This window comes from Saprospiraceae bacterium, from assembly GCA_026129545.1.
Lineage (GTDB): Bacteria > Bacteroidota > Bacteroidia > Chitinophagales > Saprospiraceae > M3007.
This window is the reverse complement of record JAHCHX010000001.1, coordinates 1,903,192-1,918,156: the sequence shown is the minus strand read 5'-3', so window position 1 is coordinate 1,918,156 and position 14,965 is coordinate 1,903,192. Positions and strand designations below refer to the sequence as shown.

The window sequence follows — 14,965 nt, the reverse complement described above, 5'->3', positions numbered from 1 at the left end:
CTAATCTTTTTAAAATTTTGCGCGAAATATGCCGGGCCAAACAAGAACAAAAAACAGTCAAAAGTTGCTCTAAACCATTATTTTTCAATACCTTGCAGCCGCTATGAACATCGAACAATTCCGCGCATACTGCCTTGAAAAAAGAGCGGTGACGGAGGATTTCCCCTTCGACGAAGTGACGCTCTGCCTGCGGGTGATGAGCAAAATCTTCGCTATCACTGGCCTCGACAGCGAGCGTTTCACGGTCAATCTCAAATGCGACCCCGATTTCGCGCTCGAGCTCCGCGAACACCACCCCGAAGTGCAGCCCGGGTGGCACATGAGCAAAAAGCATTGGAACACGGTGGATTTCGAGGGGGCATTGGGCGACGGGATGCTGCGCCGCCTGATTGACCACTCCTACGAACAGGTGGTGAAAACACTGAAAAAAACCGAGCGCGAGGCACTGCTGAATGAGGAGGTCTAAAACGCGATAAGTACCCGGACAGATTTATTTCACACAACGACACTGCGACACTACGATTTTATTTTTCTGATAATCAATTCTTTGTGCCGTTGTGTCGTCGTGTGAAATGCTTGAATAATTTTGTCTTATTACTTCCCTCACTCAAAAACCAGCAACAATACCCCCGATGCCATGAGCGTGAAGCCCGTAATCAGCCCTGCGTTGTGCTCCCACCGATGCCAGTTTAGCCGATGTAGCCCGTGCAGCGCCAGCCATACCCAAACCAACATGCCGAGAATGGTAAGCGCCCCATAGAGAATCGCCACCAAACCCACGAACGGCCACCCGTATTGACCCGCCGCCACGAAGTAGCCTACGATTTCGAGACAAGGCGAAAAAAACATGGCCAACGTCAAGGAAGCCAATAAACCCCAGCGCATATTTTGATGGTGCAAGTGAAAATGGTGGTGATAGTAGTGCCGCCACACATAAAAGACGCCCAAGGCAAACAACAAAGTTGGGGCAAGCCATCGCGTGAAGGCTTCCATTTGGCTCGCCAAAATACCGCCAAGCACCGCCAAGCCGCCGCCCAACAATACGGTACTTGTCACATGTGCCGAACCCGCCAAAAAAGTGACCCACAAGACCTGCCGATTCGACCAGCCTTCCTGTCGGCCAATGGCCAACACAGGAAGCCAGTGGCTCGGAATGAGGGCATGAAAAATACTCAAAAGGGCACTGCCAGCCAAAAGGGTTTCCATGATAAGTTCGATAATTAGGGATTGTGCCAATGTGGGGAATGTGGGGTGCATTTCAAATTGTCGCAAGTAAATCGGAACGCTGTTCCGATATATGGGGATGTCTCATAAGTGATGTTTGTTTGACAGGATTGACGAGATTCGCGCCTTTTTTCGAGTAAAAAACCTGTAAATCTTGTTAATCCTGTCGAAATTTAAACTTGTGAGATGGCCTCGTACAAAAGCGACAATTTTAAATGCGCCCCACATTCCCCACATTAGCACATCATCCCTTTTCCACCACTACTTTCCGAACAGCCCGGCTACCGTCGTTGGCCCGGATTTCCAGAAAGTACAAACCAGCGGAACAACCGTGCAGCGACAATGTTTGCTGCGCGGTGCCGTGCACTTGACCAGTGCCTGCCACTCGCCCCATCGCGTCGAGCAACCGATACGACCAATAATCGGGTGCATCTGTCAGGCGGATAGTCAGGGCATCGGATGCAGGGTTGGGCAAAACGCCGACCTTCAGCTCGGATGTGGGAGTCTGAGCGCTTATCGTGAAATCGAGTTTCAGGAGTTGCAGTCCGTTTTGCATATCCCCCGCGATGATGGTGCCGGAAGGCAGCCACGGATAGTTGCCCCAATTGCCTCGATAGCCATTGTACTGAGTGTTTTGCGGATGGGTATCGTAGTGAGCCACGAGTTTGGGGTTGAGGGGTTCGCTGATGTCATAGACCAATAGCCCGTCTTCGTATTGAGAGTTGAAGAGCAGATTGTCCCTGATATAAACGTTGTGCGGAATGGCATCGTGGAATGGGTCGCTGGTAGGTGTGGAAAAACGGTCCAGAAAAGCGCCTGCCACTTCCAATTCCTTGTTGGCGAGATTCTGCAAATCAATGATTTGGACAGGCCGCCCATCGGGGATTTCTTCCGTGTAGTAGGAATAAGTGCCTTCCATGTTGAGCCAGCTGTTGTGGTTGTAGCCGCCAGTAGAGATGCTGGCCAAGGTGTCTGGCTTGAGCGGGTTGGTGAAATCAAAAATATAGTACCCCTCAAAACCCGAAGAAGTGTAAACGGTGTCGTTGCGCACATAAGAATCATGGACATAGCCCCCGGCGAGCGCCACACTGTTCAAAAAAACGGGCTGATCGGGATTTTGGCTCACGTCGAGCACCAAAAGGCCATTGTTCGCCACATTGCTGCCATTCAGATAGATGCGGCCCGATGTGGTGTCGAGCGTGATGGTGTGCGAGCGCGCGAAAAACTCGTTGTTGTAGTAGGTGCGTATCACCGTGTCTGGCGCTTGGCTCATGTCGAAAATCATCAGCCCCTCAGAGGTGGCATCCGACACGCCGTAGATGCGATTTTTGTAGGATTTGAACTCGCGCCACGCCGTGGGGGAAGCGCCCTCGAATTTTCCAATCAACTTGGGCTGTGTGGGTTCGGTGATGTCGAAAAACAAAACGTGCAAAGCGCCACCGAGCACTGCATACTCGCGGCCATTGAGCGCCAGGCCCCAGCAGCCGCTATATTGGATGTTGTAAAATGGAGCGATGGGCAGCGATTCGTCGTCCCAGCGAGCCAAACGCTTCATGTTGAGCGAATCCTGCGCGAGCAGCGTGTGAGCAAGACAAAAGCCAAAGGCGAGCAATAGATTTTTTTTCATAAAAAAAACGGAGGGTGACAGAGATTGGAACATGGTTCATGTTTTTGACTGATTTGAGCGCTCGGCTCGTATTTTTGCCGCCTTAGGCAACCCTGCCAAGCAGCCAAACGTCAGGGTGGCGAATGTAGAGCGCATTATGAACAAACAATTCCTCCTTCATGCCCTTTTGCTTCTTTTGAGCATACCGAAGGTTTTTTCTCAAAAATACTCCAACGAATTTCTCGCCATAGGTGTCGGCGCACGTGCGCATGGTATGTCGGGAGCGCAAACGGCACTCGCGGACGACATCACGGCTGCCTATTGGAATCCGGCCGGCCTCGCCCGCATCGAAGCACCATTTCAAGTAGCGGCCATGCACGCCGAATGGTTTGCGGGCGTGGGGCAATACGACTATTTGGCTTTTGGCAAATCGCTCAATCGCGACCACAACTCTTTCCTCGCCTTTTCGCTCATTCGCCTCGGCATTGACAACATTCCCTACACCATCAACCTCGTAAACCCTGACGGCACCATCAATTACGACAACGTGACGGAATTTTCGGCAGCCGACTACGCACTGCTGGGCAGCTATGCCCGCCAACTACGCAACCCCGCTTTTTCCGTGGGGGGGTCAGTGAAAGTGGTGCGACGGGTCATTGGGCGTTTTGGCAGCTCATGGGGCTTTGGGGCAGATTTGGGTGCTCAGTATCGCAAGGGCGGTCTGCTCATCGGTATCCAAGGACGCGACCTCACCACCACGTTCAATGCTTGGTCGTTCAATCTCAACGAGCGCGAAAAGGAGGTGTTCACATCCACCAACAACGAGATACCCGTTAGCAATACCGAAATCACCAAACCTCGCTTTTTGCTCGGAGCCGCTTACCTGCTGCGATTGGGCGAAAAGGCTTCTCTCCTGCCCGCGCTCGATTTTGAATGGACCACCGACGGCCAACGCAATGTGCTCATCAGCTCAAAAACGTTCAACATTGACCCGCGCTTTGGCGTGGAAGCCGACTATGATAATTTTTTGAAACTGAGGCTGGGAGTAGGCAATTTTCAGCGCGTGAAAGACGACTTCGACCCCAACAAGGAGGTACTGACCTTGCAACCCAATTTTGGCATCGGGCTACGTTTTGGCCGTGTGCAGCTCGACTATGCCCTGACCGACATCGGCGATGTGTCGCAGGTCAATTATTCGCACATTTTTTCACTCCGCATTGATTTCAAGGAACGACGCCCCGCAGCCTCCACACAATGATTCCCATTGCCGGTTTAGAGCATTGATATTCACTGTTTCAAAACTGGTTCTCCCCCCTTGCCGGGGTCGAGTCCGAAGACTTGGCTCCGGCAATTTTTTTTCGCCCCTCTTGTCCTGAACCAAACCGGGCGTATATTTGCCCGCGATTCTTTCCTTTTACTCCCGGGCCGAGAGGCTCATTTTTTCTTCCCAACCGATTTTACTCTCGATTGCAAGCGCAAGCTTCAGTCCCAACCACAAGTTTCCGTGCTTTTACTTATTGTGGTTCGGGTGTAGCGTGCCTCATAGGTGCGCGACCCCACCGTTCCATAGTTTGTATTATTATAATCTCATGGTTGCCCCTCCGGTCTGGCTCGCGGTGAGGGGCTTTTTTTTTGCGCTATACCCTCATTATGCCTTGATTCGCTAGGATTTGTTAGATGAACATGATTGATGTTCTTGATTTTTAGCAGATTGCGATTGCAGCCATGCCCAAAACCCGACGGCGCGAGGTATAAAAAATTTGTCACAATGGCGCAAAGGCACAAAGGCACAAAGATTTTTTATCAATTTCCTTCGAGCCTTTGCGACTTTGTGGCAAACTCAAAAATTTTCAATCACGACGTGCTCAATTGAAAATCAACTCGAACGGCAAACGGGCCTGAATGCCCACGCTTCGGCGGATGTCGCGCAGGGTTCTGTATATCGGGTACATCTCCCCCAGCTCGGAGCGCACCACCCATGATTTGATGCCATCGTCCGAGTCTTTCTGGCGTGTCAGTTGGTCGAGCAATTGCTCGATGCCCGTTTTGGTGCGGGGAAACTCGGTGGTGCGGTATTTTTCCAGCCCGGCGAGTTTGGCGGCGGCGGAGAGTGCGCGGTCGAGGCCGCCGAGGTCGTCCACAAGCCCAATCTCTTTGGCTTTTTTGCCTGGCCACACACGCCCTTGCGCGATTTCATGCACTTTTTCGCGGCTCATGTCGCGCCCTGTGGACACTTTTTTCAGGAAATCCTCATACACGGCTTCTATGCGCTCCTGAATCATGGCATCTTCTTCCGACGAGAACTCAATGAACGGGCTGCCGAAGGCCGAGTGCCGCCCGGTCTGCACGGTGTCGAAGGTGACGCCGAGCTTGTTTTTCATGGTTTTGTGCAACATTGGCACCACGCCAAACACACCGATGGAGCCTGTGATGGTGTTCTCTTCCGCGAATATGCTGTCGGCATGGCTGGCGATGTAGTAGCCGCCCGACGCAGCCACGTCGCCCATGCTGACCACGATGGGTTTGCCAGATTGTTTGCAGAGCTCGATTTCGCGGAAGATGTTCTCGCTGGCAAGCACACTGCCTCCCGGCGAGTTGACGCGCAACACGACGGCCTTCACGGTGTTGTCTTGGCGGATTTTGCGCAGTATTTTCACATATTTCTCGTCATACACGTCGCCCGGCTCGTTGGAGCTCCCATCAAGGATGGTGCCTTCCGCATACACCACCGCTATTTTGTCTTTCACGCTCATATCGAGTTTTTTGCCCCTTGACTCGAAGTAGTCTTCGATGCTGATGCGATTGAGCTTGTCTTTTTTGTCCAGCCCGATTTTGGATTTTATCAAATCGAACGCCTCATCCTCGTAGGCAAGGCGGTCCACCAGACGCATCTTGAGCGATGCTTCGGCACTGCGACCATCGAAACGGTCGGCGATTTGGCGGAGTTCTGCTTCCGGGATGCGGCGGCTTGCCGCGATGTCGCGCATGAAAATATCGTTGAGCGCAGTGAGGTATTCGCGGATTTGGAGCCTGTTCTCCTCGCTCATTTTGTCCAAGCGGTAAGGCTCGGTGGCGCTTTTGAATTTTCCGGCGTAGAAAATTTTCATTTGAACGTCGAGCTTGTCGAGCAGCCCTTTGTAAAAGGCAATCATGCTCGAAAGGCCCCGAAAATCAACCGCGCCGACGGGATTGAGCAGGATGCTGTCGGCCACCGAAGCCATGTAGTAGGCCCCTTGGGTGTAGTAGTTGGCGTAGGAAACGATGAATTTGCCGTCCGACTTAAAATCTTCCAGTGCCTCGCGCAACACAGAAGACGTGGCTTTGCCAGCCATGACGTAGGTGGCGTTGAGGTAAATGCCTTTGATGTCGGGGTCTTCTTTGGCGCGGCGAATGGCTGCGACCATGTCCGTCAGGCCCAACACGTTCTTTTGGTCAAAATCGAATGGGTCCAGCGGGAGGTTGTTCGTCTTTTCAGGGATGAGATTCTTGAAATCGAGCATGAGCACGGTGTTGGGTTTTACCGCTTTTTTTTGATTGGCCGAAGCGGTGGAGGCAAGGCTCGAAACCCAGCCGATGCTGAGGAAGAATAGCAACAAAAGGGCGAGCGCCGTGCCGAGGCAAGAGGCAAAAACGAACTTGAAAAACTGACTCATAATTTTCCTTTTTGAAAGGGTTATGCTTGAAAATGGCAGATACGACACAGTAAAATCATGCAAAAAAAGAATGAAGCCCGCCCCATTGTTTTGAAAATTAGATAAAAAGCCGTTTTGGGGGGATGTGTGGCGGATAAGGCGGGGATGCAGTCATGCGCTATCGGTTTTTGCTTTAAACCCGAAATGCCAATTTTAGGCAGTTGGATTCGGCGGTTGCGATGTATTTTTATGTGCAAATAAATGAAATACCCAACATGAAAAAAACACAATCTGTCCTCCTGCTCTGCGCTCTTTTGTGCCTATCCTCCCCCTCTCACTCACAAACGTCCGGCGATTATCAGTTTCATTTTCAATTCGAGAACACTCTCCAGCGGTGGGTGCCCGCCCCCGATGGCCACTGGTTTGGGGTGGGGTGGTCGGTCTCATATCCCGGTTTTCCAGTGGGGGTACCATTCATTATCAAATGGAATCCTCAAACTGACAACATAGTGTGGACAAAAGAAGTCCCCATGCCTTGGGCCGAATTCATATTTGATGTAGCCTTGTTGCTCCTGCCGGATGGCGGTGCTTATTTTGGCGCGGTTTACGATGGTTGTGACTACGGCACATCAGATGGGCTTGCGCGCCTCGATGCCGATGGCAACATTTTATGGACCGTCACGACTCCCTGGGATGGGAGTTATGGAGAGAGGTTATGGTTAATCCCTTACCCTAACGGAAATGTGCTATTCCAAACCAACACATACCAAATCGAGTATGACGGCGAGGGCAACATGAAATGGCATGACTCAGGGTGGTTCGATTGGAATGGGGTTGCCCCACGTCAAAATGGCGGCTATCTTGTCTATGGAAACAAAAAATATGGCCTCACCAACTTGTTTCTCAACACCATATATCAGTCGTTCCCCGAAGAAATCGTGTATGCGTGCCAATTGCCCTCAGGCAACTGGCTTTTCTTGGGCTACGAAAATCTTTACCGTGTGTCGCCTAATTTTGCAATACTTTCCCAACAGCCTATTGCCGGAATAAAGCCGTGGTCGAAGATTGTGCTGACCGATGCTATCGGCTGGTTGACAGGTGAAAGCATACAGGGGAACTCTATTTTGCAACGCATAGACACTGCCACGTTGGAGGTGGTGGCTACGCACGATTTTGGTGACAGGTATCAAATCAACACAGTGATTCACCTGCAGGGCGATTCGCTCGTATGGCTGAGCGGCAACACAAACTTCGACAAAAACCAGACAGCTTTCCTAAAATCCGCTCCCTTGGATGCGTTGGCCATTCTTCCCGACCATTCTGTCGCCCTGACCAATATTCGTCTGGAAAACGAACCAAAGGGGTTCGCAAACTCTTGCTTTGACCCAGCAGACCCCGATAAGGACTTCTCAATAAGCTTTGGAAAAGTATTTGTGACCGTCAAGAACACAGGCAAAGAACCTGTCGAAACGTTTCGGGTGAATGCCCAATTCGATAATTGCATCACTATCTGCAAAGGCTTTTATCAAATATCGAATGAGTACTCCGCTCCCATGCAGCCCGGCGATTCGCTCGAATTGGTTTTTGAAGACCATCTGTATCTGGAAGCCCAAAAAAATGTCTCCCTTTTTGAATTGTGCCTTTGGGTCTCGCTGCCTGACGGCCACCTCGATTCTCACCCAGAGGACGACAAATGGTGCCAATCGTTTTCCGTTGTTTCTTCCGAGGCAGAGCCAACACGGAAGGCGCACAACGTGAGGGTGGTTCCGAACCCGGCCTCGACGGAAATAAGATTTTACATCGAAAATGAGCGCGACATCAAATCACCCTTTTCGCTGTCGTTGGTCACCCCAACAGGGCAGGTGGTTTGGGCGGAGCATTTTTCAACAATCCCAACCCATGCGTTGGATTGCAGCAGGCTGCCCGCTGGCCTATACTTCTACGAATTGTCAGATTGTTGTTCCCGCATCGCGGCAGGAAAGTTGGTGATAACGGACTGAGGACGCGGCGCAGCCTCATGGCAGCTCGAGCATATCCACCCGCACAGAGTAACCGGAAAAGTTGCCGTAGCCGCCCGACACGTTGTTGTAAACGGCATCTGGGTCGCTGAGGGGCAGGTTGCTGCCTTGGCGGTCGAGCGAGAGGTGGTATTTGTAGAAGTCCTCGGAGAGGGTGCGCCATTCCACATAGAGGCGGCGCGGTTTTTCATGTTCGGCGGGGTTGTAAGCAATGCGGGCATTGATGACCAACGAATCGCGGTTGTCGCTCCAGAATTTTTCATTTATAAGCACCAGTGGTTCTGCTTCGAGGTCGTGCAACAGCGAGAGCGTGCGGCCGTCGGCAGAATAGTTGGTGCTGATGCCCTCGTAGGTGGTGATGCCAGTGCCATCATTCACCTCGATGTCGTGCCGGAGATAAAAAGCGAAATAACGTTTGCCGGCGGGCAGATTTTCCACCTGCAATCGGAGCGGGAAGGTCATCAGCAGTCGCCCGTCGTTCAGCGGGGTTTCGGTGATGCTCGCAGGGTCAATCTGTATGGGCTTGAGCGCGGAAAAAACGGGGATAAATCCTGCTGCGTCGGCGTTCGGGTAGCCGCTCACACGCACCGCGACGGAATATGGTACTCCCGTCTCGGCCAAGTCGCGGCTTTCCCAAAACACGTTGCCAAAATCGTCTCTCACTCGGAACAACTTGTCGAGGAAGACCCCCTCTTGGGCCACCGTCACATCGGCCTTGTCGGGCACGATTGGGTCGCGCAAATCATAGAGTGGCTGGCTGAGCGACACACGCACCTTGAAGGGCTGGCCGGGCGAAAAATGCGAAATCACCACGATGCGGGTCGGCTCTTCCGGCAAATCAATGAATACTTCCCGGGCACATTGCACGAAAAGCAAGGCAAGCAACAACAAAATGGGTGGTGTCCGACGATTCAAGGTTGACAGTTTTGCGGCTCAAAGGTGCGGCTTTTTTAGGTATTAAATTAGGTATTAAAATTTGATTTCGTATCGAAACGACGGCAACAGCGGCAGCAACGTGTACTGAATCGCTCGCCCTTGCACACCGCTGCGCGAGTCCACATAAAGGTAGAAAGGGTTGTAGCGATTGTAGGCGTTGTAAACGCCGAGATTGATGCCATGCGAGAACCGACCAGAGGCAAATCGGGCATTGAGGCCCAAGTCGAGCCGATGATAGCTGGGCAATCGGTAGCCATTGACTTCTGTGAAGACCACTACCTCGCGCTTGATGTCGCTTTCGGGTGACTGGTGCGTGTATTTCACGCCAGCCAATGTGATAGGGTTGCCCGTGGCAAAAGCCCACACCACGCTGGCATCAAGCCAACGCGCGAGGCGTTGATTCAGGGTTATTTTCAAGTCGTGGAGCCTATCGTAGCGAAAGGGGAACACGTTGCCGGAATTGATTTCTGGAAACTGGCGGGTGGTGTTGGAGAGAGTGTAGGCGATGGAGCCTGTCGTGAGGCCCGTTGTTTTTTCAAGCGTGATTTCCACGCCTTTGCTCTCGCCCCTGCCCACCGCGATGCGGTCTTCCCAACCGCTCGCGTCCTCGGCGCCACCTGTCACTAATGCGTCGTTGGTGGTCAAGAAGGTCAGCGCCCTGTCGAGATTTTTGTAGTAGCCTTCTACCTGCCAGCCCCAGCCGCGGTGTTGCCAACCGATACCGGCCGTGATTTGTCGCACTTCCTCTGGTGGCACTTTTCTCGTGGATGGCACCCACAGCTCAAAAGGCAAACTAATGTTGAAAGAGCCGATTTGATGTAGGTATTGAGCCATGCGGTGAAATCCTACCCACTGGCTCCAGCCGCGAGCGCCGCTGTGGTGGAGCCGAAAACGCGGCAGCAGCGCCCTGTAATTTGTGTTGCGCACCGAAAACGCCGAGGCGTTCATGCCAGCTTCTATGCGCCAGTTATTTGTGGGATGAAGCTCCACGTCAATGTAAGCTTCCGCCTCGTCGGCACCGAGTTTTTCATTGTTGTCAAACAAATTGGCAAGCGAGTCAATGGAAATGGGCGACTGCCCGGGGTGCAGAAAGTTGGCTGAGATGGCGCCTGGGCGGAAATCGTGGAGCGTGAATGAACCGCCCCAGCGCAGCGTCAGCAAATCATCGGGGTAGTAAGTGAAATCTGTTTTGCCCGACCAGTCTCGGATGAACGTCTGGTAAAGAAGGCCGTAATCCGCCAAGGCGGTTTCTCGTCCGTTGGCGTAATAGAATCTGGAGTCAAGCCCCAGCCTGCTTTGGTAAGTAAAGCGGCTGTATCGGAGCGTGGTATTGACAAACAGGTTCTTGCTCGTCACGTTGTTCCAGCGCAGCGCCGCTATGTGGTTGCCCCAGTCAGTGTTCAAGCGGTAGCGGTCGGCCTGTAGCCCTTCGGGGTCAATGATGAGTTGTTCAAAGTCGTTCTGAAAAACGTCGCCGCCGAAATAGCCGCTAAAATAGAGGCGATTGCGCTCCGAGAAAACGTAGTTCAATTTTGCGTTCAAATCATAGAAACGATACCCCGCGTTGTCGCCGGAGAAATTGACCAAGTCGCCCCGTTTGCTGAAAAAACGAATCCACGGCTCCAAATAGGTGATGCGCCCCGACACCAAAAAGGCGCTGCGGTCGCGCACGATAGGCCCCTCCGCCGTCAGCGAGGAAGCAAACAAGCCGACCGATGCCGCCGCGCGATATTGCTGAAGGTCGCCGTCGCGCGTGCGCACATCCACCACTGACGACGCTCGCCCTCCGTATCGTGCCGGAAAATCGCCTTTCCACATGCGTGCGTTGCTTACCGTCGCGGGGTTGAAAATCGAAAATAGTCCCAGCGCATGGCCGGGATTGTAAACGGGCACGTCGTCGAGCAGGATGAGGTTTTGGTCGGCATTGCCCCCGCGCACATGAAGCCCTCCCACCCCATCCACGCCGGTCAGGATACCGGGTTGGAGCGCAGCCAAGCGAAGCAGGTCGGCCTCGCCGCCGGGCATGGGCAATTGGCGCATTTCGCCGAGGGGAAGGTTTTGCTGGCTTTCCACGCTTTGCAATCGGCTGTCGGTGCCGGATAGATTTGAGATGACCACCTCCGGCAAGGCAATGTTCGGGCGCATCTTCACTGTGGCGAAACGGTCGCCCGCGAGCAACAGGTGAAGGGGCTGACTGCGATAACCGATGAGGGCGACCGTGATTTTTTGCTCGCCTTCGTCCAATCTCAAGCTAAAAAAACCAAACTCGTTGCTCACGGACCCGACTCCTTTGTCCGAGCTGGCTCGGATGCTAGCGCCCATGAGGCGTTCGCCGGTTTCGGCATCCTGCACATATCCGCTCAGGGTGTATTTGGAAATTCTTCGAAAAAAAACAACTTGGTTGTCAGAGGCCTTGTAGGAGACTTTTGCGCAAGCCGTGATTTTTTCCAACACTGTAAAAAACGGGGTGCCGCGTTCCCGAATATCCATTCGCTCGCATTGGTTGAAAAAACGGTCGCCAAATACGATATTGACCCCTGTTTGGCGGCTTAGTTTGACGAGCGCCTCGGTTGGCAAGCAGTTTTCGCATTCGAAGTCAACCGTCTGCGGGAGTGTTTGTTGCGCGGCGGCGAAGTGCGCCGCGCACAAAAGAGGAAAAATGAAAAGCGCCTTAACTTGTGCAACCATCTTGCTTGGAAAAACAAACGGTGCAAGTTAAGGCGCTTGAGCCGAAAAATGGATTTCGACTTTACTTGCAGGAACCGCCCATCAGTTCATACTGTCCGGGGGCCGGGCGCGAGACCCGAAAATGGTGGGCTAGGGCGAGGCTTTCCAGCACGGTGTCAATCGGCTGTGTGGTGTGCAGCGCGGTGTGCGGGCAAGTTCGCATATAAGTGTTTCGGAGGCTTATTTTTACTTTGTAGTGGGCTTCTATATCTGCGATGACTTTTTCCATCGGGGTGCCAACAAATTCCAAGCCCCCCCTTTGCCATGCCAGTTCGTTGAGCGTAGCGTGTTTATCCACAATAATATGCGCGGCGTTTTGGACATAGGTCGCTTTTTGGTGAGCCGTCAGCACTACCCCTTGAGGTCTTGCTTTGGGGGCAAACAAGACCTTGCCGGAGCGCACGAAAACACCCGTGCTTCCTTGGTCGGGCAATACTCGAACGCCAAACTCGGTGCCAAGCACTTCCACCCTATCACCATTGGGCAAATCCACCACGAAAGGATGAGTGGGATTGTGTTCTATCTCGAAATACGCTTCGCCTAAGAGTTTTACATGACGCTCTGAGCCACTGAACTCGGCGGGATACTCCAACAGGCCGTTGGCACGCAGCCACACCCGTGAGCCATCGGGCAGAAGCACCAATTGTTTGTCGCCTCGGTTGGCAATAATTTTCAGGGATTCTGAGGGGGCTGAAAGCTGGCGATAAGCCCAAAAAGCGGAGAGCAGGAGTGTCAGCGCCGCAGCCACGCGGAGCCAGCGTTGGCCAAACGAAACCACCCTTGCTCGGGGGCGTTCGGCAGCCTTGATTTTGGCCTGCACTTGTTGGAATGATGCATCGAGATTGGGGGAGAATGTTTTGCCGAAGGCATCGGTTTTTTCCCAAACTTGGCGCAATTCGGCTGCGAGTTGCGCGTGTTCGGGCGATTGGGCGAGCCAAGATTGCAGCGCGTCCGATTCTGCCGGAGAAATGTCGCCGGAGAATTGCTTACTCAGCAGGAGAATATAGTCGTCGTTCGCTTGCATTGATTCGATGTTTTTCGAGGGATTTTGGTTGTAGTCACCATTAAGACAACGGGGAGGCGCTTACCCCCTACGCCTCCCACCAGCATTTTAGTGCCCAAATGACAACGGGCGACAATTCGGCGTGGCGTAGGAGCGCCTCGCGCAAAATTTTCATGGCTTTGGTAATTTGATTTTCGATGGTTTTGACCGAGATGCCGAGTTGTTCGGCGATTTCGCGGTGGCTCATTTGCTCGAAACGGCTGAGTGAAAACACCACGCGACATTTTTCCGGCAAAGTTTCGATGGCAGCGTGCAGCGCATCTTCGAGGTTTTCCTGTTCCATTTTGCGCCGGATGTCACTGCCGGATTCGTCGGCAGCCTGCTCGAACTGCTCGGACTGGTCAAATAGGAGGCGGCGGTTGCTTTTCAGGTAGTTGAGCGCCCTATTGACGGCGGAGCGCCGGAGGTAAGCTCTTAAAGAGGTGTGAATGTCCAGTTCGGTTCGCTTGCGCCAAAGTTCCACGAATACTTCCTGCGCGAGGTCTTCGCAGGTGTTCTCGTCCGGCACCACTCGGTAAATATCGCCGAGCAAAGAGGGGTAGTAACGGTCGAAAATCCGGCGCAAGGCGCTTTCGTCACCTGCCCGGAGCGCGGCCAGCCATTGTTGCTCCAAAATGTCGGGTTGAGAACTCACAAAAAATTTTTATTCGGCAAAGGTGAAACAAAATCGTATCAAACGGAATTTTTTGTCAAAATTTTACGCTAAAAACGAACATGGTTTGTCAAAAAGAAGATTTATGCTTGATTTGACCTTTTGGAAAATAGCAGACAAAAAATAATTTTTTCCGAAAAGGTAGGGGATTTTGAAAGAGGCGTTGTCCTAATGTGCAGAAACGTGACCGAACTAAACACAACTGCTGAACATGGATAAGAAAGTTACTTTGCCCGTTTTGGAGAACAGCCCGCTTTTCGCGGTGCTTTCCTCTGATGAACGAATGATTTTGCAACGTGCTGCCACGATTAATTCTTTTGGAAAACATCAAGTGCTCTATAAGCCCGGCCAAGCGGCCAACAAAGTCTATTTTTTGCTGAAAGGGTTGGTAAAAGTGGCTGTGCATGCCGAGAAAAAAGACATCATAAAATATGTGGTGCGGGGTGGCAATCTTTTTGGAGAGTCGTGCCTGACAGGCGAAACCCAGCGCCGCGACTTTGCCTACGCGATGGACGACCAAGTGGAAGTCGTCGAATTTGATGCAAACACATTGCTGGCAATCATGAAAAACAACTTCGCCTTTGCTCAGTCGCTATTGCATTTCCTTGGAGAACGCCTCCGCTACACCGAAACACAACTGGAAAAGGTGGTGTTGAAAGACTCAAAAAGCCGCATCCTTGAATACCTGCATCAAATGGGTGTGGAACAAGGGCGACAAGTTGGTTTCGAGACGCTCGTAAAACACAACATGACCCACCAAGACATAGCAGACCTCACCGGCACGAGCCGCCAGATGGTCACCGCTGTCCTCAATCAACTCAAACGCTCCAACGTGCTGTATTTCAATCGGAAAAAGATTTTGTTCCGCGATTTGAACGCCCTTCCATTGGTCGTTTAATTATGCGGGGTTTTGGATGCTCGGCAATTGGACAAACAATAGCACCTCATCTTCACCAATGAACCGTCTGCCAACTCAGGTTAACAGTTTTGCTTCATACGATAGAATGGGTTTTGTTCAAGCGGTGCGCAATGGCGTGCCGCTTTTTTTGTGTCCAACCGCCCGTCGTCGGGGACGAAAAGCAAATTTTTGACAGGCTCGAACGTTGC

At 52.4% G+C, this 14,965-nt stretch carries 11 protein-coding genes; 4 read left to right on the top strand and 7 right to left on the bottom strand.

Features of this window, described 5'->3' with window-relative positions; genetic code table 11:
• Positions 1–103: 103 nt before the first annotated feature.
• The gene (locus tag KIS77_07475) at positions 104–466 is read left to right on the top strand and encodes an MmcQ/YjbR family DNA-binding protein (GenBank protein MCW5922164.1); all 363 of its coding nucleotides are present in this window, start codon (positions 104–106) and stop codon (positions 464–466) included.
• 137 nt (positions 467–603) lie between these two features.
• Here KIS77_07475 and KIS77_07470 read toward each other — a convergent pair whose 3' ends face one another.
• Both KIS77_07470 and KIS77_07465 read right to left on the bottom strand, forming a co-directional pair.
• On the bottom strand, positions 604–1,236 hold the full coding sequence (locus KIS77_07470; GenBank protein MCW5922163.1) for a hypothetical protein: 633 nt from the start codon (positions 1,234–1,236) through the stop codon (positions 604–606).
• Positions 1,237–1,468: 232 nt separating this feature from the next.
• Positions 1,469–2,851 carry a choice-of-anchor B family protein gene (locus KIS77_07465; protein ID MCW5922162.1) on the bottom strand — a complete coding sequence of 461 codons (1,383 nt, stop codon included), beginning with the start codon at positions 2,849–2,851 and terminating at the stop codon, positions 1,469–1,471.
• A 136-nt stretch (positions 2,852–2,987) separates the two neighbouring features.
• On the opposite strand from KIS77_07465, the gene KIS77_07460 reads away from it, so the two are divergent.
• Positions 2,988–4,088 (top strand): PorV/PorQ family protein, encoded by a 1,101-nt coding sequence (locus KIS77_07460; protein ID MCW5922161.1) that lies wholly within the window; start codon positions 2,988–2,990, stop codon positions 4,086–4,088.
• Positions 4,089–4,695: 607 nt separating this feature from the next.
• Here the strand turns inward: KIS77_07460 and sppA are convergent.
• Positions 4,696–6,483, bottom strand: a complete 1,788-nt coding sequence (gene sppA / locus KIS77_07455) for a signal peptide peptidase SppA (GenBank protein MCW5922160.1) — start codon at positions 6,481–6,483, stop codon at positions 4,696–4,698.
• A gap of 254 nt (positions 6,484–6,737) precedes the next feature.
• On the opposite strand from sppA, the gene KIS77_07450 reads away from it, so the two are divergent.
• Complete coding sequence (locus KIS77_07450) at positions 6,738–8,462, top strand: T9SS type A sorting domain-containing protein (GenBank protein MCW5922159.1); 1,725 nt, start codon at positions 6,738–6,740, stop codon at positions 8,460–8,462.
• 15 nt (positions 8,463–8,477) lie between these two features.
• Here the strand turns inward: KIS77_07450 and KIS77_07445 are convergent, their stop codons facing one another.
• The 4 genes from KIS77_07445 to KIS77_07430 form a co-directional block, all read right to left on the bottom strand.
• Entirely contained in the window at positions 8,478–9,395 is a 918-nt protein-coding gene (locus KIS77_07445; protein MCW5922158.1) for a DUF4249 family protein, read from the bottom strand.
• Between the two features lie 54 nt (positions 9,396–9,449).
• Positions 9,450–12,104 (bottom strand): carboxypeptidase-like regulatory domain-containing protein, encoded by a 2,655-nt coding sequence (locus tag KIS77_07440; protein MCW5922157.1) that lies wholly within the window; start codon positions 12,102–12,104, stop codon positions 9,450–9,452.
• Between the two features lie 61 nt (positions 12,105–12,165).
• On the bottom strand, positions 12,166–13,167 hold the full coding sequence (locus KIS77_07435; protein MCW5922156.1) for a FecR domain-containing protein: 1,002 nt from the start codon (positions 13,165–13,167) through the stop codon (positions 12,166–12,168).
• 67 nt (positions 13,168–13,234) lie between these two features.
• On the bottom strand, positions 13,235–13,840 hold the full coding sequence (locus tag KIS77_07430) for an RNA polymerase sigma-70 factor (GenBank protein ID MCW5922155.1): 606 nt from the start codon (positions 13,838–13,840) through the stop codon (positions 13,235–13,237).
• A 229-nt stretch (positions 13,841–14,069) separates the two neighbouring features.
• Here KIS77_07430 and KIS77_07425 point away from each other — a divergent pair, with 229 nt between their 5' ends.
• Complete coding sequence (locus KIS77_07425; protein ID MCW5922154.1) at positions 14,070–14,756, top strand: Crp/Fnr family transcriptional regulator; 687 nt, start codon at positions 14,070–14,072, stop codon at positions 14,754–14,756.
• The last annotated feature ends 209 nt before the right edge of the window (positions 14,757–14,965 follow it).